At 68.2% G+C, this 26884-nt stretch carries 27 protein-coding genes; 16 read left to right on the top strand and 11 right to left on the bottom strand.

What is annotated here, in order from left to right; translation table 11 throughout:
• Positions 1-5: 5 nt before the first annotated feature.
• From ACAM54_RS16010 to ACAM54_RS16000, 3 genes are all read right to left on the bottom strand, one after another.
• On the bottom strand, positions 6-1604 hold the full coding sequence (locus tag ACAM54_RS16010) for a glucan biosynthesis protein (protein WP_145744688.1): 1599 nt from the start codon (positions 1602-1604) through the stop codon (positions 6-8).
• A 216-nt stretch (positions 1605-1820) separates the two neighbouring features.
• Positions 1821-2666: a class I SAM-dependent methyltransferase gene (locus ACAM54_RS16005; protein ID WP_369648217.1), complete on the bottom strand. Its 846-nt coding sequence runs from the start codon at positions 2664-2666 to the stop codon at positions 1821-1823.
• Positions 2667-2782: 116 nt separating this feature from the next.
• Entirely contained in the window at positions 2783-4291 is a 1509-nt protein-coding gene (locus tag ACAM54_RS16000) for a CoA-acylating methylmalonate-semialdehyde dehydrogenase (RefSeq protein ID WP_369648216.1), read from the bottom strand.
• A 104-nt stretch (positions 4292-4395) separates the two neighbouring features.
• Here ACAM54_RS16000 and ACAM54_RS15995 point away from each other — a divergent pair, with 104 nt between their 5' ends.
• Positions 4396-5346, top strand: a complete 951-nt coding sequence (locus ACAM54_RS15995; RefSeq protein ID WP_369648215.1) for a LysR family transcriptional regulator — start codon at positions 4396-4398, stop codon at positions 5344-5346.
• 29 nt (positions 5347-5375) lie between these two features.
• Here the strand turns inward: ACAM54_RS15995 and ACAM54_RS15990 are convergent, their stop codons facing one another.
• On the bottom strand, positions 5376-6287 hold the full coding sequence (locus tag ACAM54_RS15990) for a LysR family transcriptional regulator (RefSeq protein ID WP_369648214.1): 912 nt from the start codon (positions 6285-6287) through the stop codon (positions 5376-5378).
• A gap of 114 nt (positions 6288-6401) precedes the next feature.
• Between ACAM54_RS15990 and ACAM54_RS15985 the strand changes: the two genes are divergently transcribed.
• Genes ACAM54_RS15985 through ACAM54_RS15970 form a run of 4 tightly spaced genes read left to right on the top strand, consistent with a single transcriptional unit; the run spans position 6402 to position 9957 of the window.
• Positions 6402-7577: a CaiB/BaiF CoA transferase family protein gene (locus tag ACAM54_RS15985; RefSeq protein ID WP_369648213.1), complete on the top strand. Its 1176-nt coding sequence runs from the start codon at positions 6402-6404 to the stop codon at positions 7575-7577.
• Positions 7574-8557, top strand: coding sequence for a hydroxymethylglutaryl-CoA lyase (locus ACAM54_RS15980; RefSeq protein ID WP_369648212.1), 984 nt, complete (start codon positions 7574-7576; stop codon positions 8555-8557). The genes ACAM54_RS15985 and ACAM54_RS15980 overlap by 4 nt, the downstream gene beginning before the upstream one ends.
• Entirely contained in the window at positions 8554-8934 is a 381-nt protein-coding gene (locus tag ACAM54_RS15975) for a VOC family protein (protein WP_145744702.1), read from the top strand. Before ACAM54_RS15980 ends, ACAM54_RS15975 begins: the two co-directional genes overlap by 4 nt.
• 48 nt (positions 8935-8982) lie before the next feature.
• Complete coding sequence (locus ACAM54_RS15970) at positions 8983-9957, top strand: Bug family tripartite tricarboxylate transporter substrate binding protein (protein ID WP_369648211.1); 975 nt, start codon at positions 8983-8985, stop codon at positions 9955-9957.
• Positions 9958-9961: 4 nt separating this feature from the next.
• Here the strand turns inward: ACAM54_RS15970 and ACAM54_RS15965 are convergent, their stop codons facing one another.
• Both ACAM54_RS15965 and ACAM54_RS15960 read right to left on the bottom strand, forming a co-directional pair.
• Positions 9962-10108, bottom strand: a complete 147-nt coding sequence (locus tag ACAM54_RS15965; protein WP_369648210.1) for a hypothetical protein — start codon at positions 10106-10108, stop codon at positions 9962-9964.
• A gap of 111 nt (positions 10109-10219) precedes the next feature.
• Positions 10220-10786, bottom strand: a complete 567-nt coding sequence (locus ACAM54_RS15960; protein WP_021007927.1) for a LuxR C-terminal-related transcriptional regulator — start codon at positions 10784-10786, stop codon at positions 10220-10222.
• A 102-nt stretch (positions 10787-10888) separates the two neighbouring features.
• On the opposite strand from ACAM54_RS15960, the gene ACAM54_RS15955 reads away from it, so the two are divergent.
• The 4 genes from ACAM54_RS15955 to ACAM54_RS15940 all read left to right on the top strand — a co-directional run bounded on the left by ACAM54_RS15955 (position 10889) and on the right by ACAM54_RS15940 (position 14251).
• Complete coding sequence (locus ACAM54_RS15955; RefSeq protein ID WP_369648209.1) at positions 10889-11692, top strand: CoA transferase subunit A; 804 nt, start codon at positions 10889-10891, stop codon at positions 11690-11692.
• A 92-nt stretch (positions 11693-11784) separates the two neighbouring features.
• Positions 11785-12423 (top strand): 3-oxoacid CoA-transferase subunit B, encoded by a 639-nt coding sequence (locus tag ACAM54_RS15950; protein ID WP_369648208.1) that lies wholly within the window; start codon positions 11785-11787, stop codon positions 12421-12423.
• A gap of 81 nt (positions 12424-12504) precedes the next feature.
• Positions 12505-13890 carry a CoA transferase gene (locus tag ACAM54_RS15945; protein WP_369648207.1) on the top strand — a complete coding sequence of 462 codons (1386 nt, stop codon included), beginning with the start codon at positions 12505-12507 and terminating at the stop codon, positions 13888-13890.
• A 28-nt stretch (positions 13891-13918) separates the two neighbouring features.
• Entirely contained in the window at positions 13919-14251 is a 333-nt protein-coding gene (locus tag ACAM54_RS15940; protein WP_145744713.1) for a hypothetical protein, read from the top strand.
• A 10-nt stretch (positions 14252-14261) separates the two neighbouring features.
• On the opposite strand, the gene ACAM54_RS15935 is transcribed toward ACAM54_RS15940, so the two are convergent.
• Positions 14262-15158: a LysR family transcriptional regulator gene (locus ACAM54_RS15935; protein WP_369648206.1), complete on the bottom strand. Its 897-nt coding sequence runs from the start codon at positions 15156-15158 to the stop codon at positions 14262-14264.
• A gap of 139 nt (positions 15159-15297) precedes the next feature.
• On the opposite strand from ACAM54_RS15935, the gene ACAM54_RS15930 reads away from it, so the two are divergent.
• Genes ACAM54_RS15930 through mmsB form a run of 5 tightly spaced genes read left to right on the top strand, consistent with a single transcriptional unit; the run spans position 15298 to position 20436 of the window.
• Positions 15298-16821, top strand: a complete 1524-nt coding sequence (locus tag ACAM54_RS15930) for a CoA-acylating methylmalonate-semialdehyde dehydrogenase (RefSeq protein ID WP_369648205.1) — start codon at positions 15298-15300, stop codon at positions 16819-16821.
• A complete protein-coding gene (locus tag ACAM54_RS15925) occupies positions 16818-17207 on the top strand; it encodes a lysozyme inhibitor LprI family protein (protein ID WP_369648204.1) in 390 nt (129 codons plus the stop codon). The genes ACAM54_RS15930 and ACAM54_RS15925 overlap by 4 nt, the downstream gene beginning before the upstream one ends.
• The gene (locus ACAM54_RS15920) at positions 17204-18358 is read left to right on the top strand and encodes an acyl-CoA dehydrogenase family protein (protein ID WP_369648203.1); all 1155 of its coding nucleotides are present in this window, start codon (positions 17204-17206) and stop codon (positions 18356-18358) included. Before ACAM54_RS15925 ends, ACAM54_RS15920 begins: the two co-directional genes overlap by 4 nt.
• A gap of 28 nt (positions 18359-18386) precedes the next feature.
• Positions 18387-19502, top strand: coding sequence for an enoyl-CoA hydratase/isomerase family protein (locus ACAM54_RS15915; protein ID WP_369648202.1), 1116 nt, complete (start codon positions 18387-18389; stop codon positions 19500-19502).
• A 31-nt stretch (positions 19503-19533) separates the two neighbouring features.
• Positions 19534-20436 carry a 3-hydroxyisobutyrate dehydrogenase gene (gene mmsB / locus ACAM54_RS15910; RefSeq protein WP_369648201.1) on the top strand — a complete coding sequence of 301 codons (903 nt, stop codon included), beginning with the start codon at positions 19534-19536 and terminating at the stop codon, positions 20434-20436.
• 12 nt (positions 20437-20448) lie between these two features.
• On the opposite strand, the gene ACAM54_RS15905 is transcribed toward mmsB, so the two are convergent.
• Complete coding sequence (locus tag ACAM54_RS15905; protein WP_186454202.1) at positions 20449-20604, bottom strand: hypothetical protein; 156 nt, start codon at positions 20602-20604, stop codon at positions 20449-20451.
• Entirely contained in the window at positions 20576-21871 is a 1296-nt protein-coding gene (locus tag ACAM54_RS15900) for an MFS transporter (protein WP_369648200.1), read from the bottom strand. Before ACAM54_RS15900 ends, ACAM54_RS15905 begins: the two co-directional genes overlap by 29 nt.
• 160 nt (positions 21872-22031) lie before the next feature.
• On the opposite strand from ACAM54_RS15900, the gene gcvA reads away from it, so the two are divergent.
• Positions 22032-23015, top strand: coding sequence for a transcriptional regulator GcvA (gene gcvA / locus ACAM54_RS15895; protein ID WP_369648199.1), 984 nt, complete (start codon positions 22032-22034; stop codon positions 23013-23015).
• On the opposite strand, the gene ACAM54_RS15890 is transcribed toward gcvA, so the two are convergent.
• Together ACAM54_RS15890 and ACAM54_RS15885 are read right to left on the bottom strand one after the other, a co-directional pair.
• Positions 22916-23356 (bottom strand): hypothetical protein, encoded by a 441-nt coding sequence (locus ACAM54_RS15890; protein WP_192323313.1) that lies wholly within the window; start codon positions 23354-23356, stop codon positions 22916-22918. The genes gcvA and ACAM54_RS15890 overlap by 100 nt on opposite strands.
• Positions 23357-23410: 54 nt before the next feature.
• On the bottom strand, positions 23411-24337 hold the full coding sequence (locus ACAM54_RS15885) for a LysR family transcriptional regulator (RefSeq protein WP_369648198.1): 927 nt from the start codon (positions 24335-24337) through the stop codon (positions 23411-23413).
• Positions 24338-24439: 102 nt separating this feature from the next.
• On the opposite strand from ACAM54_RS15885, the gene metE reads away from it, so the two are divergent.
• Entirely contained in the window at positions 24440-26785 is a 2346-nt protein-coding gene (gene metE / locus ACAM54_RS15880; protein WP_369648197.1) for a 5-methyltetrahydropteroyltriglutamate--homocysteine S-methyltransferase, read from the top strand.
• Positions 26786-26884 lie beyond the last annotated feature (99 nt).

Raw genomic sequence — 26884 nt, 5'->3', positions numbered from 1 at the left:
CGGCCTCAGGCTGGCTGGTACTGGAACAGCCAGGTTTCGGTCAGCGTCTTGTCGCCGGTCTTCAGGTAGAGCCGCATGTCGATCGGCTCGTTGCCTTCGGGCGTGAAGTCGAACTGGGCGCGCCAGTGGCCCGGCACACCGTTGGGCACGGCCTCGGCAAAGACGTAGGAGAACTTGCCGCGCGGCGCCGTCAGCACCAGCTCGGGCTTCACGCCGAAGGGCACGGTGGTGAGCGGCTGGCCCACGAATTCGACCATGAACTTGCGCACGCCCGGCGGGCGCGGCTGGCCGGGCTGTCCGCCGCGTCCGATGCGCGTGGCCACGCAGCGCGCGAGCGGCGAGGGAAAGGGCTCCTGATCGGTCCAGTGCAGCCGGTACTGCAGGCTGTAGCTCGCACCCGCCTTGGCCTCGGCCTTGGGCACCCAGAAGGCGACGATGTTGTCGTGGATCTCGTCGTCGGTCGGGATCTCGATCAGCTGCACCGAGCCTTCGCCCCAGTCGCCCAGCGGCTCGATCCAGAGGCTCGGGCGCTTCTCGTAGTTGACGCCGTCCTGGTAGTTGTCGAACGCACGGTCGCGCTGCAGCAGCCCGAAACCGCGCGGCCGGGTGTCCGCAAAGGCCGAGGCGCGCGTCTGCGTCGGGTTGTTGAGCGGGCGCCAGATGCGCTCGCCCGCACCGTTCCAGATGGCCAGGCCGTCGGAGTCGTGCACCTCGGGGCGCCAGTCGATGGCGGTGGGCTTGATGGTCTCCGAGTACCAGTACATCGAGGTGAGCGGCACCAGGCCCAGGCGCGACACGTCGCGGCGCAGGAAAACGCGTGCGTCGATGTCCATGATCACGGCCTTGCCGCGCTGCATCACGAACTTGAACACGCCCGTGACGCTCGGCCCTTCGAGCAGCGCGTAGACGGTCATCGATGTGGTGTTGTTCGCGGCCGGCGTCTCGAAGTAGAAGCGCGTGAAGGTGGGGAATTCCTCGGGCTTGTCGGGCACCGCCACGTCGAGCGCAAGGCCGCGCGCCGACAGGCCGTACTGGTAGAGCTCGCCGATCGCGCGGAAGTAGGAGGCGCCCAGGAAGGCCACCCAGTCGTTCTTCTGCCAGTCGAGCTTGCTCTGGTCGCCCAGGCGGCTTTCCTGCAGCCGGAAGCCCGCAAAGCCAGCGCCGGCCGGCAGCGCGCGCGCCGGGCTGTCGGGCGGCATCGAGAAGTACGAAGGGCTGTAGAGCACCTCGCGTGCGAAGGCATCACCATCGGAATTCTCTAGCACGTGCATGCGCACGGGTGTCTGGAAGAAGCGGCCGAGGTGGAAGAAGGTGACGGGAAAGGCCCCCGGGCCGTCGCGGAAGAGGGCGTTGGCCGGGTCGAACTTGATCTTGCCGTGCGCGTCGTAGTCGATCTTCTCGAGCACCTCGGGTGCGAGCGGCGCGGCCGCGGCATAGGGCTGCCCGGCCAGGCGCCTGGCCTGCGCCACGAGGCGGTCGAACGAGAAGGGCGAAGGCTGGCTCAGCTTCAGGCCGTTGGCGGCCAGTGCCTCTTCGGGCAGTCCAAGGGCGGCGAGTGCGGCGGCGGCACCACCTGCGGCAAGGAAGGATCGGCGATCAAGCATGTGTTTCTTGAGGGTTGCGGTCTTGGGAGTACGTCGTGGAGTACGAAAAGGAATGAGCGGAAGCCGATGCGGCCGGAGAAACCATCCTAATGCAGCCGGCGCCCTGGATTTTCCGCGCACAGGAGCGGCGAGCATGCCGCGGCCGCGGGGTTTGGCGCGTCAGCCAAGCTGCGCAGCGCGAGCCGGACAAGGCCGGGATTTGAGAAATTTGTGCGTTTATGTATCGGCGCGGTCGGCCACGCCCAGTGCGTAGACGGCATAGAGCGGCAGGCCGAGCAGCATCAGCACCAGTGGCGCGAACAGGGTGTAGGCCAGGCCGCTGCCTTCGAGCACCCGGTAGGTGGCATCGAGCCGCAGGCGCGGATGGGGCTGAGTCAGCTCGGCGGTCTTGCGCAGCCCCCAGTGGAACTCCGCCCCGGTGGCGCGCAGCGAGGGATGCTGCGCGGCGCGGCCCACGGCAAGCCAGCAGACCGCATCGAAGGCCAGCACCGAGCCCGCGGGCGCGCGTTCGCCGAAGGTCGCAAGCACGGCCTGCGCCTGCTGCGGCTGAAGGTACATCAGGACGCCTTCGGTGAAGAGGAAGACCGGCTGCGCCTGGCGCTTGCGCGGCAGTTCGAGCGCGTCCCACCAGCGCGGCGATGTGAGGTCGAGCTCGCGCGCATCGTGGCGCGGGTGGGTCTCGGGAATCAGCTCGCGGCGCAGCGCCATCACCTCGGGCAGGTCGGCATCCGTCATGCGCGACCTTCCGTCGTCCAGCCACTGGAAGTAGTGGCTCAGGCCGCAGCCCATGTTCACCACGCGGCCGCCCGGATGCTGCTTGAGGAACTCCTGCGCGAGGCTGCGAAAGCGCCGCGTGCGGCTCAGGATGCTGTAGATGGTGGTCCGGTCCTCGGGCAGCGGATGGCCTTCGTCGCGGATCTTCTCGAGGATCGAGGCGGCGTAGGCGTCGCGCACGGCCATCTGCGGAAACATCGCGTCGCCCGAAGCGCGTGCGGCGAGCGGGATCCGCAAGGTCGACGGCACGGCCGACAGGCTTCGCGCGGCTCTCTTGCTTGCTGTCATGGGCGCAGGCACCGGTTCATGCGCAAGTCTGGCCGCTCCCACGCCGCGGAGCAAGTCAGCCTTTCGTTAGCCCGCGGGCAGGCCGGCATGCCCCGTGCCGGCCGCCGCTGCATCTTCTACTTGGCGGTGGGCATCACGAACTCGGCGCCCTTGCCAATGCTCTCGGGCCAGCGCTGCATGATCGACTTCTGCTTGGTGTAGAAGCGAACGCCTTCCTCGCCATAGGCGTGCATGTCGCCGAACAGGCTGCGCTTCCAGCCGCCGAAGCCGTGCCATGCCATGGGCACCGGGATCGGCACGTTGATGCCGACCATGCCCACCTGGATGCGGCGGCTGAATTCGCGCGCCACGTTGCCGTCGCGCGTGAAGCAGCTCACGCCGTTGCCGAATTCATGGTCGTTGACCAGGTCGACCGCGTCCTTGAAGCTGGCCACGCGCACGCAGGAGAGCACCGGGCCGAAGATCTCTTCCTTGTAGATGCGCATCTCGGGCGTGACGTGGTCGAACAGCGTGCCGCCCATCCAGAAGCCGTCGCCGCAGCCAGCGCCTGCCTTGCCGGCGTCGAACTGGCGGCCGTCGACCAGCAGCTTCGCGCCTTCCTTCTCGCCCTGGGCGATGTAGCCCGTGATGCGCTCATGCGCCGCGCGCGTGACGATCGGGCCCATCTCGGCCGCGAGGTTCTCGCCGTCGAGCACCTTGAGCGTCTTCGTGCGCTCGACGAGCTTGGGAATGATCTTGTCGGCCACGTCGCCCACCAGCACCGCCACGCTGATGGCCATGCAGCGCTCGCCGGCCGAGCCGTAGCCCGCGCCGATCAGCGCATCCACCGTCTGGTCGATGTCGGCGTCGGGCATCACCACCATGTGGTTCTTCGCGCCGCCGAGCGCCTGCACGCGCTTGCCGTTGCGGGCGCCGGTTTCGTAGATGTAGTTGGCAATGGGCGTGGAGCCCACGAAGCTCACGGCCTTGACGTCGGGATGCTCGAGCAGCGCATCGACCGCTACCTTGTCGCCCTGCACCACGTTGAACACGCCGTCGGGCAGGCCCGCTTCCTTCAGCAGCTCGGCCATGCGCAGCGACGGGGTCGGATCGGTCGGGCTGGGCTTGAGCACGAAGGTGTTGCCCGCGGCAATGGCCACCGGGAACATCCACATCGGCACCATCACCGGGAAGTTGAAGGGCGTGATGCCGGCGACCACGCCGAGCGGCTGGCGCAGCGTCCAGTTGTCGATGCCGGTGGAGACCTGGTCGGTGAAGTCGCCCTTGAGCAGCTGCGGGATGCCGCAGGCGAACTCGACGATGTCGATGCCGCGCGAGACCTCGCCCTGCGCGTCGGTGAACACCTTGCCGTGCTCGGCGGTGATCATGTGCGCGAGCTCGTCCTTGTGCAGGTTCAGCAGCTCCAGGAACTTGAACATCACGCGGGCGCGGCGGATCGGCGGCGTGTCGGCCCACTTGGGGAAGGCGGCCTGCGCGGCGGCCACGGCGGCATCGACGTCGGCCTGGGCGGCAAGCGCCACCTTGCCAGTGACCTTGCCGGTGGCCGGGTTGGTGACATCCTGCGTGCGGGTGGAGCCGCCAGCGGCGTGCTGGCCGCCGATGAAATGAGCAATCTGTTGGGTCATGGGTACCGCCAAGGGTGAAATGGTGTGCCAGTCTAGGAGAGGGAAGGGCGCCTGCCTATACTCGAAAGTTGAACTGTTTGTTCGCTATAGTGAACAATCTCATCATGGATCTGCAAAAAGCCGAATCGCTCTGGATGCACCTTCACTGGCTGATCGTGCTCGGCCAGCAGGGCAGCTATACCGCCGCCGCGGCGCGCCTGGGCGTGAGCAAGGCGGCCATGAGCCAGCGCATTGCCGAACTGGAGCGGGCCGTGGGCGTTACCCTCGTGCGCCGGACCACCCGCAGCATGCGGCTGACCGAGGCCGGGCAGCAGCTCGTCGACCAGACCCGGGAGCCCTTCGAGCAGATCGCCCACAGCTTCCTGGAAGCGCGGGACCATGCGGGCGAACCGCGCGGCCTGGTCCGGGTCACCGCGCCGGTGGCGCTGGGGCGGCAGCAATTGCTGCCCAGGCTCGCCGACTTCCTGCTGGCGCATCCGTCGATCCGCATCGAGATGGAGCTTTCCGACCGGCTGAGCTCGCTGGCCACGGAAGGCTTCGACCTGGCGGTGCGGCATGCCGCATCGCCGCCCGACACGCACGTGGCCTGGCGGCTGTGCGACACGCGCTCGGTGCTGGTGGCCAGCCGGGCCTACCTGCGCCGCCGGGGAACCCCGCTGGCACCGCCCATGCTGACGGAGCACGACTGCCTGCACTATCCCCGGGGGCAGGAAACCAACGTGTGGTCGTTCGAGCGGCGCGGCGGCCGCGCGCGCCAGGCCGAGCGCGTGACCGTGCCCATTGCCGGGCCGCTGGCGGCCAACAACAGCGAGGCGCTGCGCGACGCGGCCCAGGCGGGGCTGGGCATTGCGCTCTTGCCCGACTTCAGCGCGCAATCGGGCCTGCAGGCGGGCAAGCTGGTCGAGGTGCTCCCCGACTGGCAGCCCACGGGCGCCTTTGCCGACCAGATCTACGCCATACGGCCTTATTCGCTGCACATTCCGCGCGCGGTCAACCTGTTCGTGAGCCATCTGCGCGAGACGCTCAAGGCCGGATTCCAGCTGCCCCAGGCGTGATGTTTCAGGGAGGCCATTCAGGCCTCGTCTCAGGTGGACGACGCAAGCAGCTGCCGAACCAGCAGCTGCGCCGCCGGCGACAAGGTCTCGCCCGTCTTGGTCGCCATCAGCAGTCGGCGCACGGCCCAGGCGTCGCTGAGCCGCACCACCTTGAGGCCGAGCGCGCTCACCTGCGCCTTGCAGGCCGCGAGCGGCACCACGCCGATGCCGAGGTTGGCCGCGATCATGTGGCACATCGCATCGAAGCTGCGCACCTGCACGCGCAGGCGCATCGGAATGCCGGCCTGCTCGGCCGCGCGCGAGGTGAGTTCGAGCAGCGAGCTGCTGCGGTTCAGGCCCACGAACTCGTGCGCGAGGCAGGTCTTGAAGTCGGTCCGGCGGGTGCGCGCGAGCGGATGCTGCCGGGCGCACAGCACCACCAGCTCGTCGGTCTGGAACGGCGCCACGTCGAGCCCGTAGGCCGGCGTGTTCTCGGCGAACACGCCCACGTCGGCCAGGCCGTCGACCAGCGCGCGCACGATGTCGCCGCTCAGCTGTTCCTCGACCTCGACACGGATGTCCGGGTGCTGGCCCAGGAAGGCGGCGAGCGTGGCCGGCAGGAACTCGGTGAGCGCCGACATGTTGGCCCACAGCCGCACATGGCCGCGCACTCCGCTCGAGTAGTCGCCGAGCTCGTTGCTGAACTGCTCGAAGCCCTGGAACAGCCGCATCGCATGCTGCATGGCCACGTGGCCGGCCGGGGTCAGCGCAATGCCTTGCGAGCTGCGCTCCAGCAGTTTCGATCCCGTGGCCGCCTCGAAGTCCGAAAGCCGCCGGCTGGCCGCCGAGAGCGCCAGGTGGCAGGCCTCGGCGCCCTTGGTGATGCTGCCCGATTGGGCTACCGCACAGAACAGGCGCAGCGTGACGAAGTCGACGCGGGCAGGGTTGATGGGGACGGCCATCCGTCCATTCTAGAAAGCCTTCGCATTTTGCGAAGGCCTCCTGCCATCAAAGCAATTCCGCTCGCCGCGATCTGTTCCTAGAGTTGGGGCAACCAACCAGGAGACAGACGCAAGATGAATGCACTCGAAGGCCTCAAGGTGCTGGAGCTCGGCCAGCTCATCGCCGGCCCGTTCGCGGGCAAGACGCTCGCGGAATTCGGCGCCGACGTGATCAAGGTCGAGCCGGCCGGCGTCGGCGATCCGCTGCGCAAGTGGCGGCTGCTGCGCGAAGGCACCTCGGTCTGGTGGGAGGTGCAGTCGCGCAACAAGCGCTCGGTGTGCCTCGACCTGCGCAGCGCCGAAGGCCAGCAGGCCGTGCGCGCGCTGGCGCTGGAGGCCGACGTGCTGATCGAGAACTTCAAGCCCGGCACGCTCGAAGGCTGGGGCCTGGGCTGGGAGCAGCTGCATGCGCTCAACCCGCGGCTCATCATGCTGCGCATCTCGGGCTACGGGCAGACCGGGCCGTACCGCGACAAGCCGGGCTTCGGCGTGCTCGGCGAATCGATGGGCGGGCTGCGCTACCTGAGCGGCGAGCCGGGCCGGGTGCCGGTGCGCGTGGGCGTCTCGCTCGGCGACACGCTGGCGGCGCTGCACGGCGTGATCGGCGTGCTCACGGCGCTGCACCACCGCACGGCCCACGGCGGCGAGGGGCAATTCATCGACGTGGCGCTCTACGAGTCGGTCTTCAACGTGATGGAAAGCCTGCTGCCCGAATACGACGCGTTCGGCGCGGTGCGCGAGCGCGCCGGCAGCGCCCTGCCGGGTATTGCGCCGACCAATGCCTACAAGTGCAGCGACGGCCACTATGTGCTGGTGGCAGGCAACGGCGACAGCATCTTCAGGCGGCTGATGCGCGCCATCGGCCGCGCGGACCTGGAAAACGATCCGCAGCTCGTGCACAACGACGGCCGCGTGCAGCGGGTGGAAGAGATCGACGCCGCCATCGAGGCCTGGACGCTGCAGCGCAGCCGCGACGAGGTGCTCGCGGTGCTCGATGCGGCCGGCGTGCCGGTCGGGCGCATCTACACGGTGGCCGACATCGCCACCGATCCGCAGTACCTGGCGCGCCAGATGATCGTCGAGACGGCCACCGCCGACGGCGACATGCTCAAGGTGCCGGGCGTGGTGCCCAAGCTCAGCGCCACGCCGGGGCGCATCGCGCATCCCGCGCCGCGGCTCGGCGAACACACCGATGAGCTGCAGGGCGCGGGCTGGCCGGCGCGCCGCACCGAAGAAAGCGAGGCCGTATGAAGGAAGGCAAGGGCAAGCGGCTCTTCATCAACGAAGTGGCCACGCGCGACGGCGTCCAGATGGAGAGCCGCTTCATTCCCACCGACGACAAGATCGCGCTCATCGATCGGCTGGGCACGCTGGGCTACGCCAAGATCGAGGTGACCTCGTTCACCTCCGCCAAGGCGATTCCGGCGCTGCGCGATGGCGAGGAGGTGATGCAGCGCATCGTGCGCCGCCCCGGCGTGGTCTACACCGCGCTGGTGCCGAACCTGCGCGGCGCCGAGCGTGCATTGGAGAGCCGGATCGGCGAATTCAACATCGTCATGTCGGTCAGCGAGACCCACAACCTCAGCAACCTGCGCATGACGCGCGAGCAGTCCTTCGCGCAGCTGGCCGAGGTCATTGCGCTGGCCGGGCAGGCCGGCGTGCCGGTGAACGTGTCGCTCTCCTGCGTGTTCGGCTGCCCGATGGAGGGCGAGGTGCCGCTGGCCGCCGTGCTGGAATGGATCGACCGCTTCGCGGCGCTGCAGGTGCAGGGCATCACGCTGTGCGACACCACGGGCATGGCTTTTCCCACGCAGGTGCAGGCCGTCTGCGAGGCCGCGATGGCGCGGCACCTTGGCCTGCAGTGGACGGCGCACTTCCACAACACGCGCGGCATGGGGCTCGCGAACACGGTGGCGGCAGTCGAGGCGGGCATCGAGCGGCTCGACATGTCGCTGGGCGGCATCGGCGGCTGCCCGTATGCACCCGGCGCGACCGGCAACGTCGCCACCGAGGACGTGGTGCACATGCTGCAATGCATGGGCTACGACACCGGCATGGATCTGGACGGCCTGATCGATGCCGCCTCGGAACTCGAAGCGCTGGTGCAGCACGAATTGCCGAGCCAGGTTTCCCGCGCCGGCCACCGGCTCACGCGGCATGCGCCGCCGGCGGATTTCAACGACATCGCGGCGCGCGCGCATGCGCGCCGGGCCAAGGAGCTGCACGCATGATCGACCATCTGGACCACCTGGTGCTCACCACCGCTCACGAGGAGGCCTGTACCCGCTTCTATGTCGACGTGATGGGCATGGCGCTGGAGACTTTCGGCGCGAACCGCAAGGCCTTCCGCTTCGGCAACCAGAAGATCAACCTGCATGTGAAGGGCCATGAGTTCGAGCCCAAGGCGCAGGTGCCGACGCCGGGCTCGCTGGACCTGTGCTTCATCGCGAGCGTGCCGCTCGAGGACGTGATCGCGCGGCTGAAGAACAATGGCGTTCCGATCCTCGAAGGCCCGGTGATGCGGACCGGCGCCACCTCGCGCATCCGATCGGTCTACGTGCGCGATCCCGACCTGAATCTCATCGAGATATCCGAGCTGGCGCCCTGACGCGCCGGCTTCGAATGCAACCCTAAAAACACCGGAGACAGACAAACCATGAAACCCACTCATCGCCTTCTGGCGGCAGGCCTCGGCCTTGCAATGGCGGCCACCGCGGCCAGCGCCGACACCTGGCCCTCGAAACCAATCACCTTCATCGTGCCCACCGCGCCTGCCGGGTCCACCGACATCATGGCGCGCATGGTGGCCGAGCCGCTGCAGCGCGCACTGGGCCAGCCCATCGTGGTGGACAACAAGCCCGGCGCCAGCGGCAACATCGGCACCGAGGCGGTGGCGCGCGCCGCGCCCGATGGCTACACGCTGCTGATGCAGTACTCGGGCTACCACGTCGGCAACCCCGCGCTCTTTCCGCAGATCAAGTGGAGCCCCACCAAGGACTTCGTGCCGGTGGCGCTGGTGATGCGCGCGCCGCACGTGGTCGCGGTGAGCGGCAAGCTGCCCGTGAACTCGATGAAGGAGCTGATCGAGTACGGCAAGAAGAAGAAGGAGGGCGGCCTGTTCTACGCCTCGTCGGGCAACGGCTCCATCCAGCACATCGCGGGCGAGCTGTTGTCGCGGCAGGCCAGGCAGCCGATGACGCACGTGCCCTACAAGGGCTCGGGCCCGGCCATCAACGACCTGATCGCGGGCAACGTCGACATGTTCATCACCACGCCGCCCTCGGTCATCGGCCATTTCGCGGGCGGCCGCATCAAGCCGCTGGCCTACACGGGCAGCAAGCGCCATCCGTCGATGCCCGACGTGCCGACCTCGGCCGAAGCGGGGTTGCCGGGCTACGAGGTGGAGTCGTGGTTCGCGGTGTTCGCACCGGCCCGGACGCCGCCCGAGGTCGTCAACAAGCTCAGTGCGGAGATCAAGAAGATCGTCGAGAGCGAGTCGTTCCGCAAGAAAGTGGACGAGCAGGGCGCCTTCGCCACCTACATGGACCCGGCGGCGCTCGGCAAGTTCGTCGACCAGGAACTCGCGGCCTGGGCGAAGGTGATCAAGGCGGCGGACATCAAGCCCGACTGACGGGCTACGGCTTGACGCCGAGCACCGACAGGATGATGGCTGCCAGCGTGAGCGTCACGGGCAGCCGGTGGGCGGCGAGCGCATGCACGCGTGCAACCGACAGCTTGGACGACAGCAGCAGGTTCTTCTCGGAATGAAGGGGTGTGGTCATAACGGCTCCTGAGTGGCTGCGGGCGGAGTGCTCGCATGCCTCCAAGATAGCCATCGGCGAGCCCCGTGGCGCAGGCCTTTCGCCGACACCGCGTTTCCGTTTCTGCAACGATCAGCCCGCGATGAGCTTCTGCACCAGCTCCGCCGTGGTCGCCGCCGCGTACTTGCGCATCAGCCGCGCCCGGTGCAGTTCCACCGTGCGATGGCTGATGCCCAGCGCCTTGCCGATTTCCTTCGAGGTCAGCCCGCGCATCACCTGCGCCGCCACCTCGCGCTCGCGCGGCGTGAGCTCGGCCTTCACGGCGCGGCGCGAGCCCAGGTCCTCGAAGGTCCAGATGCCGGCCTCGTGCGGCGCGGCGCGGTTCATGGCATGGCCCGTGACGTGGCACCAGAAGGTCTCGCCGGCAATGGCGCCGTGCAGGCCGCCCAGGCGCTTCATCATGCGGTTGTCGGCATAGCGGCCGCTGGCGTTCAGGAACGGTTCCATGCGCTTGCCGATGCGCTCGAACTCGGCCACGCTCGGGTACAGGATGCTGAACGAATGCCCGACCAGGGCGGAGGGCGTTGCACCGAAAATCTCGCATACACGCTCGTTGCAGGCCACGATGGTGCGGTTGCTCGACACCACCATGCCGACGGGCGCATGTTCAAAAGCCAGCCGGTAGTCGATCTCGGGCATCGGGGGTCACCATTACGAAATACTACGTATGCGACTACGTAGTATCGTTCAAGGCTTGCAAAAGGCTTTCGCCAACTCTCCACCATCCATCAAGGAGCCCGAGTGAACAAGATTTATCCCTCCGCAGACGCGGCACTCAAGGGGGTCGTGGCCGACGGGCAGACGCTCGCGGTCGGCGGCTTCGGCCTGTGCGGCATTCCCGAGGCGCTGATCGACGCGCTGCACGACTCGGGCGTCAAGGATCTCACCTGCATCTCCAACAACGCGGGTGTCGACGGCTTCGGCCTCGGCAAGCTGCTCGAGACGCGCCAGATCAAGAAGATGATCGCGTCCTACGTGGGCGAGAACAAGGAGTTCGAGCGCCAGTACCTCGCGGGCGAGCTGCAGCTCGAATTCACGCCCCAGGGCACGCTGGCCGAGAAGCTGCGCGCGGGCGGCGCGGGCATTCCGGCCTTCTTCACCAAGACCGGTGTCGGCACGCAGGTGGCCGAAGGCAAGGAACTGCGCGAGTTCGACGGTGAAACCTACGTCATGGAGCGCTCGCTGGTGCCCGACGTGGCGCTGGTCAAGGCCGACGTGGCCGACAAGTCGGGCAACCTGCGATTCCGACTCACGGCGCGCAACTTCAACCCAGCCGCCGCCATGGCCGGCAAGATCTGCATCGTCGAGGTCGAGAAGATCGTCGAGGTGGGCGAACTGGCCCCTGACGACATCCACCTGCCGGGCATCTACGTGCACCGCATCGTGCTCAACGCCAACCCCGAGAAGCGCATCGAGAAGCGCACCGTGAGCGCCGCCGCGCCGGCCGACGCCGCGGCCGCCAAGGTCGAAGCCCAGGCCGCCATTGCGCAGGCCGCCGCCGGCAGCGAAGTGCCTGCCCCCGTCAAGAACAACAAAGGAGCCTGAAATGAACCACCCCCACGTTCGGCACTGCGTGTCCTCACTGCCCCCCAGGGGGGCGCAAGCCTCCCTTGGGGCGGCCCGGCGGGAGGCTTGATATGCCCTGGACCCAAGACCAAATGGCCGCGCGTGCGGCGCAAGAGCTCGAAGACGGCTTCTACGTGAACCTGGGCATCGGCATTCCCACGCTGGTGGCCAACTTCGTCGGCGACAAGGAAGTGTGGCTGCAAAGCGAGAACGGCATGCTCGGCATCGGCCCGTTCCCGACCGAAGACCAGGTCGACGCCGACCTGATCAACGCCGGCAAGCAGACCGTGACCACCATCCCCGGCTCGGCCATCTTCGGCAGCCATGACAGCTTCGCGATGATTCGCGGCGGCAAGATCAACCTGTCGATTCTCGGCGCCATGCAGGTCAGCGTGAAGGGCGACCTCGCCAACTGGATGATCCCGGGCAAGATGGTCAAGGGCATGGGCGGCGCCATGGACCTGGTGGCCGGCGTGAAGCGCGTGATCGTGCTGATGGAGCACGTCGCCAGGAAGAAGGACGGCACCGAGGACCTCAAGATCCTCGAGAAGTGCACGCTGCCATTGACCGGTGTGGGCGTGGTCGACCGCATCATCACCGACCTGGCCGTGATGGACGTGGTGCCCGAAGGCCTCAAGGTGGTCGAACTCGCGCCAGGCGTGAGCTTCGATACGCTGCAGGCCAAGACCGGCGCCAAGCTGATCCAGTAGGGCGGCGGCGCAACGGCGACGAAGGGCAGGGCCGCGATAGCGGGCCCTGCCTTTTTGCTTTGGACGTTCCGGAGAAATGAAATGAATGCGAGCGACGCCCTGGACAACATCTGGCGGCAGGCGGGCCTGCCGCCAGATGCCTTGCGACACGCGCGGCTTACGGGCGAAGACCCGGTGCTGCCGTCGTCCTTCGCGGTGGGTGCGGCCGCGCAGAGCACCATCGCGGCGGCGGCACTCGCGGCCTGTGAACTGGGCCACTTGCGCGGCGCCGGGCGGCAGGAGGTGGCGGTCGACATGCGGCACGCGGCGCTCGACTGCACCGGCTGGTTCAGCCTCGACGGCCGCGTGCCCGAGTTGTGGGACACCTTCTCCGGGCTGTACCGCTGCGCCGACGGCTGGGTGCGCATCCATGCCAACTTCGCGCACCACCGCGACGGCGCGCTGCGCCTGATGAAGCTGGATCCGGCCACCGCCACGCGCGCCGAGGCCGAGGCGGCCATGGCGACGTGGCGCGCGCTCGACTTCGAGGACGCCGCCGCCGCGCAAGGCCTGGTGGCGACCGCGCTGCGCCGCTTCGACGAATGGGACGCCACGCCGCAGGGCCGGGCCATTGCGGCACAGCCGCTCTTCACGATCGAGCGCATCAGCGATGCACCGCCGCGCGTGCTGCCGCCGCTGCGCGAAGACCAGCGGCCGCTCGAGGGCCTGCGCTCGCTCGACCTGACGCGCATCCTCGCGGGCCCCGTGGGAGGCCGCGCGCTGGCGGCCTATGGCGCCGACGTGATGCTCGTCAATTCGCCGCACCTGCCCAACATCGAATCGATCGCCGACACCAGCCGCGGCAAGCTGTCGGCGCACGTGGACCTGCGCACCGAGGCGGGCCGCGCCGTGCTGCGGCAGCTCGCCGCGCAGGCCCATGTCTTCGTGCAGGGCTACCGGCCCGGCGGCATCGCGGCACTGGGCTTCGGGCCGACGGAACTCGCGCGGCTCGCGCCCGGCATCGTGTGCGTGTCGCTCACGGCCTATGGCACGCAAGGCCCGTGGGCGCATCGCCGCGGCTTCGATTCACTGGTGCAGACCGCCATGGGTTTCAACCATGCCGAAGGCGAAGCGGCCGGCGACGGCAAGCCCAGGCCGCTGCCGATGCAGATCCTCGACGAGGCCACGGGCTACCTCATCGCCTTCGGCGCCGCCGCGGCGCTCTGGCGGCAGCAGCAGGAGGGTGGCAGCTGGCATGTGCAGGTGTCGCTGGCGCAGACGGGGCAATGGCTGCGCGGGCTCGGTCGCGTGGCTGGCGGCCTGTCGATCGCCCGGCCCGACCTGAAGCCCTATCTGGAGACCTCGGCCTCAGGCTTCGGCGAACTGACCGCGCTGCGCCACGGCGCGCAGCTGTCGCGTACGCCGGCCACATGGCCGCGTCCGTCGATGCCGCCGGGCAGCCATGCGCCGGCCTGGCCGACGTCCTAGCGGCCCCGGGCAATGAGAAACTTGGCGCATGCAGACGACGAACAGATACGAAGGAAGGCCGTTGCTGCGGCTGGTGGATTGCCTGGTGCTGGACGCCATCGACCAGCTCGACGACGCCAAGCGCGCCAAGCTCGAGGCGCTGGAGCCCACGCTCGCCCAGACCTTCAATGCGAGCGGCACCTGGCAGGAGATGGTCGGCACCCAGATGGGCTTTGCCGATGACGTGCAGGACCAGATCCGGCAGTTCTGGCGCAGCTACCTCGACCGGGCAGAGGAGCAGCAGCTGCGCGCGGATCCGCAGGAGTTCGTGATCGAGTTCGTGGCGCTGAACTTTCCGGACCTCGCGCCGCCGCGGCGCTGAGCCTTCGGCATCATGCGGGTGCGGGCAGCAGCAGTTGCCGCTGCGCCTGCACCGTCTCGCGCAGGAACTCCCACACCGCCTGCATCCGCACCAGGTGCTTGGTCTCCGCCGGCATCGACATCCAGAACGTGCGCGTGAAGTTCGCCTGCCCTGGCAGCACGGGCTTGAGCGCGCCGTCGTTCTCCGCGATGAAGGCCGGCAGCACCGCGATGCCCGCGCCCGCCAGCACCGCGCGGTGCTGCGCGAGCACGCTGGTGCTGCGCAGCGCGAAGGCGTCGGGGCGGTGCAGTTCGTCCAGGTACTGCAGCTCCTTGCTGAAGAGCAGGTCGTCCACGTAGCTGATGAAGGTGTGGCCGCGCAGGTCTTCGCGCGTCTTGATCGGCTTGTGGGCGGCCAGGTACTTCTTCGATGCATAGAGCCTGAGCGTGTAGTCGGTGAGCTTGGTCACAACCACCGGCCCGCGCGCCGGGCGCTCGAGCGAGATCACGATGTCGGCCTCGCGCCGCGACAGGTGCACCAGCCGCGGCATCGCGAGCAGGTCGATGGTGAGCCTGGGGTGCTGCTGCGCGAAAAGCGCCAGCTGCGGTGCCAGCACCACGGTGCCGAAGCCCTCGGTCGCGCCGATGCGGATCAGCCCCGACAGGCCCTCCTGCGAGGCCGGCGCGGTGCTCTCCACCGCCTGGAACGCGCTTTCCATGGCCTCGACCTGCGGCTGCAGCTTGCGGCCCGCCTCGGTGAGCCGGTGGCCACCCGACTCGCGCGAGAAGAGCGGCGCGCCCACTTCCTTTTCGAGCGCCTGGATGCGCCGCGCCACCGTGGTGTGGTCCACCTCGAGCCGGCGCGCGGCGCTCATCAGCGTGCCCGAGCGGGCCAGTTCCAGAAAGTAGCGGAGGTTGTCCCAGTCCATGTGTTCGCGTGTTCTTGGGTGGGCTCTGCATTTTTGCAAAGCAATGGCGCATATTTGTCTATTGTCATGGCAAATCTGCAAAGCTAGGATGCGTGTTGAACCTGCATGCAGGCCCCGTATTCACAGGAGACAAAACCCCATGGACGCCACCACCACCCCCAAGACCCAGGTCGCCACCGTCAAACTGCTGATCGGCGGCAAATTCGTCGAATCCAAGACCAGCGAATGGCGCGACATCGTCAACCCGGCCACGCAGGAAGTGCTGGCCCGCGTGCCGTTTGCCACGCAGGCCGAGCTCGATGCCGCCGTGGCTTCCGCCAAGGACGCCTTCAAGACCTGGCGCAAGACGCCGATCGGCGCGCGTGCCCGCATCTTCCTGAAGTACCAGCAGCTCATTCGCGAGAACATGGGCGAGCTGGCCGCCATCCTCACGGCCGAGCAGGGCAAGACGCTGCCCGACGCCGAAGGCGACGTGTTCCGCGGCCTCGAGGTGGTCGAGCACGCCTCGAACATCGGCAACCTGCAGCTCGGCGAACTGGCCAACAACGTGGCCAACGGCGTCGACACCTACACGCTGCTGCAGCCGCTGGGCGTGTGCGCCGGCATCACGCCGTTCAACTTCCCGGCCATGATCCCGCTGTGGATGTTCCCGATGGCCATCGTCACCGGCAACACCTTCGTGCTGAAGCCCTCGGAGCAAGACCCGATGGTCACGATGCGCCTCGCCGAACTCGCGCTCGAAGCCGGCATTCCGCCCGGCGTGCTCAACGTGGTGCATGGCGGCGAAGCGGTGGTCAACGGCATCTGCGACCACAAGGACATCAAGGCCATCAGCTTCGTCGGCTCGACCAAGGTCGGCACGCACGTCTACAACCGCGCCACGCTGGCCGGCAAGCGCGTGCAATGCATGATGGGCGCGAAGAACCACGCCATCGTGATGCCCGACGCCAACAAGGAGCAGACGCTCAACGCACTGGCCGGCGCGAGCTTCGGCGCGGCCGGGCAGCGCTGCATGGCGGTGTCGGTGGCGGTGCTGGTGGGCGAGGCGCGCAACTGGGTGCCCGAACTCATCGAGAAGGCGAAGACGCTGAAGATCGGCGCGGGCACCGAGAAGGGCGTGGACGTGGGACCGCTGGTTTCCTGTGCAGCCTACGACCGTGTCAACCATCTCATCGAACGCGGCGTGGCCGACGGCGCCAAGCTGGAGCTCGACGGCCGCAAGCCCACGGTGCCGGGCTACGAGAAGGGCAACTTCGTGGGCCCGACGATCTTTTCGGGCGTGAAGCCCGGCATGACGATCTATGACCAGGAAGTGTTCGGGCCCGTGCTCTGCGTGGCCGATGCAGAGAACATCGACGAGGCCATCGAGCTGATCAACAGCAACCCGAACGGCAACGGCACGGCGATCTTCACGCAGTCGGGCGCCGCGGCGCGCCGCTTCCAGGAAGACATCGACGTGGGCCAGGTCGGCATCAACGTGCCGATCCCGGTGCCGGTGCCGATGTTCTCGTTCACCGGTTCGCGCGCATCGAAGCTCGGCGACCTGGGCCCGTACGGCAAGCAGGTCATCATGTTCTACACGCAGACCAAGACCGTGACGGCCCGCTGGTTCGACGACAGCACCGTCTCGCACGGCGTCAACACCACGATCAGCCTCAAGTGAGCCGCGCGTTCCGCGCTGTCGCGTCATCGGCCGTGCTGCTGCTCGCCGCCGGCGTGCATGCGGCCGATGATGCAAACCCGCTGGACTGCAGGCCCGACGGCAACCAGCAGCAGATGAACGCCTGCGCGGTGCGCGACTTTCGCGCCGCCGACGCCGCGCTCAACATCCGCTACGGCGAGGTGATGAAGACGCTCTCGCCGCAGATGCGCGTCGCGCTGCGCACCGAGCAGCGCGCCTGGCTCAAGGGCCGCGACCCCTCTTGCAAGCGGGCCTCGAAAGCGAGCGAAGGCGGCTCCATCTGGCCGCTGGTGTTCAATTCATGTCTGGAGGAATCGACCCTGAAACGGACGGCCGAGCTGGACCACTGGAAGGGTCGCGAACAATGAACTTCGAATTGTCCGAAGAGCAGAACGCCTTTGCGCAGACCGCGCGCGATTTCGCACAGGCCGAGTTCGCGCCCCATGCGGCACGGTGGGACGCCGAGGCCATCTTCCCGAAGGAGGCCATCGCCAAGGCCGGCGAGCTGGGCTTCTGCGGGCTCTATGCGCCCGAGCGCATCGGCGGCCTCGGCCTGCCGCGGCTCGATTCGGCGCTGGTGTTCGAGGAGATGGCCGCGGTCGACCCCTCGACCACGGCCTTCATCACGATCCACAACATGGCGACCTGGATGCTCGGCACCTGGGCGACCGACGCGGTGGCGCAGCAGTGGGGCGAAGACCTCACGAGCGGGCGCAAGCTGGCTTCCTACTGCCTCACCGAGCCGGGTGCCGGGTCGGACGCGGGCTCGCTCAAGACGCGCGCCGAGCTGCAGGGCGCCGAGTACGTGATCAACGGCGGCAAGGCTTTCATCTCCGGTGCCGGGTCGACCGACGTGCTGGTGCTCATGGCGCGCACGGGCGGCGCGGGCGCCAGCGGCATCTCGGCCTTTGCGGTGCCGGCCGATGCGCCGGGCGTGAGCTACGGCAAGAAGGAGCACAAGATGGGCTGGAACAGCCAGCCCACGCGCACCATCAGCTTCGACAACGTGCGCGTGCCGGCCGAGAACCTGCTGGGCAAGGAAGGCGAGGGCTTTCGCATTGCGATGAAGGGGCTCGATGGCGGGCGCATCAACATCGCGACCTGCTCGGTGGGCGCGGCGCAGGGCGCGCTCGATGCGGCGCGCCGCTACCTGCACGAGCGCCAGCAGTTCGGCAAGCCGATCGCGAGCTTCCAGGCCCTGCAGTTCAAGCTGGCCGACATGGCGACGGAACTGGTCGCCGCGCGGCAGATGGTGAGGCTCGCGGCAAGCAAGCTCGATGCGGGCCATGCGGATGCCAGCACCTACTGCGCGATGGCCAAGCGCTTTGCGACCGATGCGGGCTTCAACGTCTGCAACGACGCGCTGCAATTGCACGGCGGCTACGGCTACCTGAGCGAGTTCCCGCTCGAGCGGCTGGTGCGCGATACCCGCGTGCACCAGATCCTCGAAGGCACCAACGAGATCATGCGCGTGATCGTTGCGCGAAAATTGCTGGAAGGGGACAGCGATATCCGCTGAAGCCCCGCATCCAGAACCTCTCAAGACAATGACCGACTCCGTAGTTCTCTTCGACGAAATCAAGACCGCCGGCGGCAAGCGCTTTGCCACCGCCACGCTCAACGCACCGGCCTCGCTCAACGCGCTGTCGGTGGACATGGTGCGCCTGCTCACGCCCAAGCTGCGCGAATGGGCGAAGGACGACGGCATCGTCGGCGTGCTGCTGCAGGCCGACGGCGAGAAGGCCTTCTGCGCCGGCGGCGACCTGCGCCAGCTGTACCAGACGCTGCTCGAGTGCGGCCCCGCGCGCAACACCTACGCCGAAGAATTCTTCCGCGAGGAATACGAGCTCGACTACCTGATCCACACCTTTCCCAAGCCCTTCCTCTGCTGGGGCCACGGCATCGTGATGGGCGGCGGCGTCGGGCTGATGGCGGGCTGCTCGCACCGCGTGGTCACCGCGCAGAGCCGCGTTGCCATGCCCGAGATCAGCATCGGCCTGTACCCCGACGTGGGCGGCAGCTGGTTCCTGCGCCGCACGCCGGGCCGCACGGGCCTGTTCCTGGCGCTCACGGCCGCCAACCTCAATGCGGCCGATGCGATCTTCTGCGGCCTGGCCGACGTGCTGGTGCCGCATGAGCGCAAGGGCCAGGTGTTCGAAGCGATTGCCGCCGCGCACTGGCGCGGCGAGCAAAAGGCCGACCGCGCCGAGCTTTCGCGCATCCTCGCGCGCGCCGGCGAGGGCGCCGAGATGCCGCCCTCCAAGGTGCGCGAACACTACGACACCATCAACGCGCTGATGGCCGGCGACGACCTGCTCGACATCGCCGGGCGCCTGCGCAGCCTGCAGAGCGACGATGCCTGGCTGCAGTCCGCCGCCAAGACCTTCGCCAAGGGCGCACCCAGCTCTGCGGCGCTGAGCTTCGAGCTCTGGCAGCGCGTGCACCACATGTCGCTGGCCGAGGTGTTCCGGCTCGAATACTGGGCCTCGCTCGGCTTCTGCGCGCACAAGGACTTTGCCGAGGGCATCCGCGCGGTGCTGATCGACAAGGACCGCAATCCGCGCTGGAACCCCGCCGCCCTCGAAGAGATCACGCCCGCCTTCATCGAGGACCACCTGCGCCCGCGCGGCCAGATGCCCGCGGAGCTGGCCGCGCTGGCCTGAGCCTCTTTCACGAATACAACGGAGACATCAAATGAAAATCGCATTCATCGGCCTTGGCCACATGGGCGGACCCATGGCCCTGAACCTGCGCAAGGCGGGCTTTGCGGTCAAGGCCTTCGACCTGTCGGACGAGGCCTGCAAGAAATACGCGGCCGAAGGCCTGGCCATTGCCGCATCGGCCGCCGAATCGGTGACCGATGCCGACGTGGTCATCAGCATGCTGCCGGCCAGCGCGCACGTGGAGGGCCTGTTCCTGGGCAGCGGCGGCAGCAAGCCCGGCCTGCTCGACAGCATCCGTGCCGGCACGCTCGTGATCGACAGCAGCACCATTGCCGCCGCCACCTCGCGCAAGGTGGCGGAGGCGGCTGCGGCCAAGGGCATCGCGATGATCGATGCGCCGGTTTCCGGCGGCACCGGCGGCGCGATTGCCGGCACGTTGACCTTCATGGTCGGCGGCGAGGCCGACGACCTCGAACGTGCGCGCCCCGTGCTCGAGAAGATGGGCGCCAACATCTTCCATGCGGGCGGCATCGGCGCGGGCCAGACCGCCAAGATCTGCAACAACATGCTGCTCGGCATCCTGATGATCGGCACCTCGGAGGCGCTGGCGCTGGGCGTGGCCAACGGGCTCGATCCCAAGGTGCTGTCCGAAATCATGCGGCGCAGCTCGGGCGGCAACTGGGCGCTCGAAAAGTACAACCCGATGCCCGGCGTGATGGAAGCTGCGCCCGCATCGAAGAACTACGCGGGCGGCTTCGGCACCGACCTGATGCTCAAGGATCTGGGCCTCGCGCAGGAAAACGCCACCGCCGTTCGCGCTGCCACGCCGCTGGGCGGGCTCGCACGCAGCCTTTATGCGGCGCACAGCCTGGCGGGCCATGGCGCGCTCGATTTCTCGAGCGTGCTGAAGCTGCTGCAGAAGGCTTCGTCCTAGGCGTCCCCGCTTCTAGCCGAACAGGGCGTCGCTGGCCCACAGAAGGCCCAGCACACCCACGAACAGCAGCAGGAACACGGCCCATGCGCGCGTGAACGCCTGCGTCTCCGTGATCTCGGCGGGAGCCGTTTCGGGCGGCTTAGGAGCGCTGGGCGTTTGTGGGTTCATTCCCGACTGTACCCCGCGCGCCCGGTTTTGCCGCCGTGCGCGTCTTCGACATGGCCAGCAGCACCCCGGCCGCGACCAGGTTGGCGCCGATGCTGGCGAGGATCGGCAGCAGGTAGCTGCGGCTGATGTCGAATGCGAAGCCCGCCGCGCTCGGGCCGACCAGGGTGCCGAAGGCCACGCTGGTGTACAGCACGCCCAGGATCGCGCCGATGCTGCAGCCGCCGAAGTAATCCATGACGAGGGCAGGCAGCAGCGCAACGAAGCCGCCGTAGAAAACGCCGTAGGCAAACGCGAACGCGGCCAGCCCCCAGAACCCGCCGGACACCGCCCACACCACCAGCGAAAGCGCCATGCCGCCCGACATCAGCGGCAGCGCCAGCTGCCGGCCCAGCCGATCGGCCAGCCCGCCAAGAAAAAATCGCCCCGCCGTGCTGCCGACGCCGATGGCGCCGAGCAGCAGCACGGCTGCGCTGGCCGACTGGCCGTGGTCGAGCGCGTAGGGCACGAGGTGGACGAAGGGAACGAACAGCCCGAACGAGCTGATCAGGCAGGCCGCATAGAGCCCGGCGAAGCGGCGCGACCTGATCGCGTCGCGCAACGTGGAGCCTGCGGGCAAGGCCGACGGTGCTTGCGGCTGCGGTGGATCGCCGTCGGGCCCGAGCCCGCGGTGGCGCGGATCGTCCTCGATCAGCAGCGCCATGCCGGCGCCCACCACCACGGCCATTGCGCCCAGCGCCAGGTAGGCGTGGCGCCATCCCAGCGCCTCGATGAGAAGCGAGGCCAGCGGCGGCATCACCAGCGTGCCCACGCCGATGCCGCTCACCGCCAGCCCCGAGGCGAATCCGCGCCGCCTGACAAACCAGCGCTGCACCGCGCCCAGCACCGGCACATAGGAGGCGCCGACGCCGAGCCCGACGCCCAGGCCGTAGGCCAGGCAAGCCTCGGTCAGGCTGCGCGCCTGTCCCGCGGCGGCCAGGCCCAGGCCGACCAGCACCATGCCCGCGACCGCCAGCCGCCGCGCACCCCACCGGTCCGCGAGCGGGCCACTGACCACACCCAGGCCGAAGTAGAGGAAGCCCGCGAGCGAGAACACCAGCGAGGCCGATCCGCGCGAGGCGCCGAAGTCGCGCTGCAGCGATTCGAGGAAGGCGCTGAAGGTGTAGGCGCTGCCGAAGCCCACGAGCGTGACGGCGAAGGCGCCGGCCACTACGAACCAGCCGCGGAAAAGGCGTGTGCGTGGCGCTGAACGGGAGGAGAAGGAGGTCAATGCGGGTCTCCGGGTTTGCTCAGAATATCTATTGGTTGGAGAATGGGATCCGGCGCGCAAGAGTGCTTCTTCTTCATGCGCCAGTGTGCGGATCCTCCTCGTTCCCGTACAGCCTCGCAAACCAGATTTTCTGAGGCGATCGGATCAGATCAACTAAACCATGGAACACCAGCTGCCGCCGCTCAACGCGCTCCGCGCCTTCGAGGCGACCGCCCGCCATCTCTCGGTGAAGAACGCGGCCGACGAGCTGTGCGTGACCGCCGGCGCCGTGAGCCAGCTGATCAAGTCGCTGGAGCTGCACCTGGGCATTGCGCTGTTCCGGCGCGCGAACCGCGGCATCTTTCTGACCGATGCGGGCCAGGCCTACCTGCCGCCGGTGCGCAATGCCTTCCGGCAGATCAGCGACGCGACGCGCCGCATCGCCATGCCTGCGGAAACCGGCATCCTCACGGTGAGCACCACGCCGTTCTTCGCGTCCATGTGGCTGGTGCCGCGGCTCAAGAGCTTTCACGATGCGCATCCGGACATCGATCTGCAGGTGGTGAGCAGCACCGCGCTGGCCGATTTTTCGCGCGACGGTGTGGACGTGGCGATCCGCCATGGGCTCGGCCGCTATCCCGGCCTGATCAGCCACCGCGTGCTCACGGTGGAGATCGTTCCGGTTGCCGCGCCCGCGCTGGTTCGCAGCCTCGGGCCGCCCGCGGCACCGGCCGATCTCATGTGCTGGCCGCGCGTGAACGATGCCGAGCGCAAGGGCTGGGCCATGTGGTTCGAGGCGCAGGGCATCGATCAGGCCGCGCCGGTGCGCGGCCCGTCCTTCGATGATTCGGGCCTGTTGCTGAAGGCGGTGCTTGCGGGGCAGGGCGCGGGCTTGCTGCCGGCGGCGCTGGTGGCGGACGAGATGGCCGAAGGCCGGCTGGTCCAGCTGTTGGAAGCCGCGTGGCTCGAAGACTTTGCCTACTACCTCGTGTACCCCGAAGACAGCCGCCACAGGCCGAAGGTGGCCGCCTTCAGGGCGTGGATGCTCGGCGCCGCGGGTGCCGGTCAGACCGCGGCAAGAAAGGCCTCGGCGTCGCCGGCTTCGCACTTCCAGTCGGCAAATACGCCCACGAGATTGCACGCGGTGCAGCGGCAGCCCAGGTAGTACCAGCGCACGTCGCTGCTGTCGCTGTAGAGCGCGACGCCCGACAGCAGCTCGAAGCTCTCGGCCGCGCAGACGCATTCATGGCCGCCGAACTCGGCCTCGTCCGCAAACTCCGCGCTGTCGCCCATCAGCTGAACCGTGCCGCAGGCCAGGCAGGTGCGCCGTGCGGCACCTGCGTCTTCGTCGGTCTCGAGCCTGAACGCGCGGTGGCCGCAGGCGCACACCGATTCCGCGAACCGGGTCGCCGGACAGGCGTTGGCCTTGCTGTAGCGCAGCAGTTCGGCTCGGGTGTCGTCCGGGCCGCTGCCATACCAGTACCTGCCCTTCTTCGTCAGTGCCATGGGAAGCTCATCCTGTTGTCGAATCGATGGCCATGATTCTGCTGCAGGGCCGCGTCAGAGCAGCTCGATGCCCGGCAGGCTCTTGAAGCAGCTCTCGCGCGTGATGCGCACGAAGTCCGCCAGCCACGGCTGGCCGGACGTGCCCTGCGTGCAGGCCATGTAGAGCCGCCCCGTGAGGCCCCGGGCGCCCACGCGCCGGGCCGTGACATAGCCGCGGTCCAGGTAGTTCTGCACCGCCCACAGCGGCAGGGTGGCCACGCCGCGGCCGCTCGCCACCAGCTGCAGCATCGCCACCGTGAGCTCGGTCGTGCGGCGGTGCGCAGGCGCCACGCCGGCCGGCGCCAGCACCTGGCGCACGATGTCGAGCATCTCGTCGGGCACGGGGTAGGTGATGAGCGTCTGGTCGGCAAAGTGGCGCGCCGTGAGATGCGCCTTGGCCGCGAGCGCATGGTCGTTGGCGAGCAGCGCCACGATCTCGAAGCGGAACAGCGCGTGGTAGTCCACGGTCTCGTCGGGGTCCTGCTCGGAGACGATCGCCACCTCGGCGCGGTTCTGCATCACCAGCGCGATCGGGTCGGGATGAAAGCCCGAGACGATGTCCAGCTCGATCTCCGGCCAGCGCTGGCGGAAGGCATCCATGGCCGGCATCAGCCAGTCGAAGCAGGTGTGGCACTCGACCACGATGCGCAGCTGCCCGCTGCGGCCCAGCGCCAGCCGCGCCACGTCGCGCTCGGCTTCTTCGACCAGCGGCAGCGCGGCATCGGCCAGCTGCAAGAGCCGCAGCCCGGTGGTGCTGAACTGCGGCGGCACCGACTTGCGCTCGAAGAGCTGCGCGCCGTAGCGGTCTTCGAGCAGCTTGATCTGGTGCGACAGCGCCGACTGCGTGAGGTTCAGCAATTGCGCCGCGCGCACCAGGCTGCCGGTGTCGCGCAGCGCAACGAGCGTGCGCAGGTGGCGTATCTCGAGGATCGACTGCAACATGAATGATTTTCAAGCGAATGGGCAAAAGGTTTCGTTTGAATCATATGCCCCAAAGCCCGACCATTGCCGATTCTCAAAGATCCAGCGACCGGAATATCTGCAATGACCACCCGTACCCACATCCTCGGCTTTCCGCGCATGGGCGCCCACCGGGAACTCAAGTTCGCCCTCGAAAAGCACTGGCGCGGCGAGATCGACCGCGCCGCGCTGGAAGAAGCTGGCGAACAGCTGCGCGCGCGCCACTGGCAGGCCCAGCGCGACGCGGGGCTCGACTACGTCACCGTCGGCGACTTCGCCTGCTATGACCACGTGGCCAACCACATCCAGCTCTTCGGCTGCGAGCCGGCGCGCTTCGGCTTCAAAGGCGACGAGCCCGAGCTGTCGCGCTATTTCAAGATGGCGCGCGGCGTGGAAGACGAGGCCGGCCATGTGCACCAGGCCGGCTGCAGCCACGGCGCCGAGGGCACTTTCGCCTTGGAAATGACCAAGTGGTTCGACACCAACTACCACTACCTCGTGCCCGAGTTCACCGCGGCCACGCAGTTCAGGCTGGCCTCGACGCGGCTCTTCGACGAGGTGGCGCAGGCGCAGCAGGCCGGCCATGCGGTCAAGGCCGTGCTGCTCGGGCCGCTGAGTTTCCTGTACCTCGGCAAGGAGAAGCAGGCGGGCTTCGACCGTCTGTCGCTGCTCGATGCATTGCTGCCCGTGTACGAACAGGTGCTGAACCGGCTCAAGCAGCAGGGCGTGGAATGGGTGCAGATCGACGAGCCCATCCTGGGGCTCGACCTGCCCGATGCCTGGCGCAATGCCTTCGAGCGCGCCTACTGGCAACTGGCCCGCAGTGCGCCGAAGCTGCTGCTGGCCACCTACTTCTCGCCGCTGTCGGACAACCTGCGCCTCGCCTGCCAGCTGCCGGTGGCCGGCCTGCACGTGGACGCCGTGCGCGCGCCGCAGGAGCTGACGGGCGTGGCCGACTGGCTTGCCACGCACAAGGTGCTGTCGATCGGCATCGTCGACGGTCGCAACATCTGGCGCACCGACCTCGACGCCGCGCTCGCCACGCTGCGCCCGGTGATCGACAAGCGGCGCGGCGAACTCTGGATCGCGCCATCGTGCTCGCTGCTGCACGTGCCGTTCAGCCTGGCTGCGGAAGACAAGCTCGATGCGGAGCTCAAGTCATGGCTCGCCTTCGCCGTCGAAAAGCTCGGCGAACTGCGCGTGCTGCGCGCCGTGCTCGACGGCCGCGAGGACTCGGTCGCGCAAGAACTCGAAGCCGCGCGCGCCGCGGTGGCCGCAAGGCGCAGCAGCCCGCGCGTGCACCGCGCCGACGTGGCGCTGCGGCTCGCCCGCAGCGTGGCCGGCGACGACCAGCGCGCATCCCCGTTCGGCCAGCGGCAGCGGGTGCAGCGCGCGCGCTTCGCATTGCCCGCGCTGCCTACCACCACCATCGGCTCGTTCCCGCAGACCAGGGAGATCCGCGCCGCGCGTGCCGCCTTCAAGCGCGGCGAGCTCGATGCGGCAGGCTACCGCGAGAAGATGCGCGCCGAAATCGCACTGGCCGTGCGCAAGCAGGAAGCGCTGGGCATCGACGTGCTGGTGCATGGCGAGGCCGAGCGCAACGACATGGTCGAGTACTTCGGCGAACAGCTCGACGGTTTCGCCTTCACCGCCAACGGCTGGGTGCAGTCGTACGGCTCGCGCTGCGTCAAGCCGCCGGTCATCTTCGGCGACGTGGCGCGCCCTGCGCCGATGACGGTCGAATGGACCGCCTATGCGCAGAGCCTCACCAAGCTGCCGATGAAGGGCATGCTGACCGGTCCCGTCACCATCCTGCAATGGTCCTTCGTGCGCAACGACCAGCCCCGCAGCACCACCTGCGAGCAGATCGCCTGGGCCATCCGCGACGAGGTGGTGGACCTCGAGGGCGCCGGCATCGGCATCATCCAGATCGACGAGCCCGCGATCCGCGAAGGCCTGCCGCTGCGCCGCGCCGGCTGGCCGGCCTACCTGAAGTCGGCCACGCGCGCCTTCCGCATCAGCGCTTCGGGCGTGCGCGACGAGACGCAGGTCCACACCCACATGTGCTATTCGGAATTCAACGACATCCTGCCGGAAATCGCGGCCATGGATGCCGACGTGATCACCATCGAGACCAGCCGCTCCGACATGGAGCTGCTGCGGGGCTTCGGCGGCGAGAACAATGCGGGGGGCTTCCGCTACCCGAACGAGATCGGCCCCGGCGTGTACGACATCCATTCGCCGCGGGTGCCCTCGGTGGACGAGATCGTGCGCCTGATGCGCAAGGCGGCCGGCGTGGTGCCGCTCGAGAACCTGTGGATCAACCCCGACTGCGGCCTGAAGACCCGCGGCTGGCCCGAGACCGAGGCCGCGCTGTCGAACATGGTTGCGGCGGCGAAGCTGCTGCGCAGGGAACTGGCAGCGGCCTGAAGCAGAAGGGCGATCATGCGGGGCGCCAATAATGGCGCCATGCTTGCCATTCCAGTTTCACCGAGACGTCTTCTTCTCGCGCCTTTTTTTCTCCTGCTG

The organism is Variovorax sp. V93 (assembly GCF_041154485.1).
In the GTDB taxonomy this organism is placed as follows: Bacteria; Pseudomonadota; Gammaproteobacteria; order Burkholderiales; family Burkholderiaceae_C; genus Variovorax; species Variovorax beijingensis_A.
The sequence above is the reverse complement of the archived record's forward strand: the minus strand, read 5'-3'. Positions and strand labels throughout refer to the sequence as shown.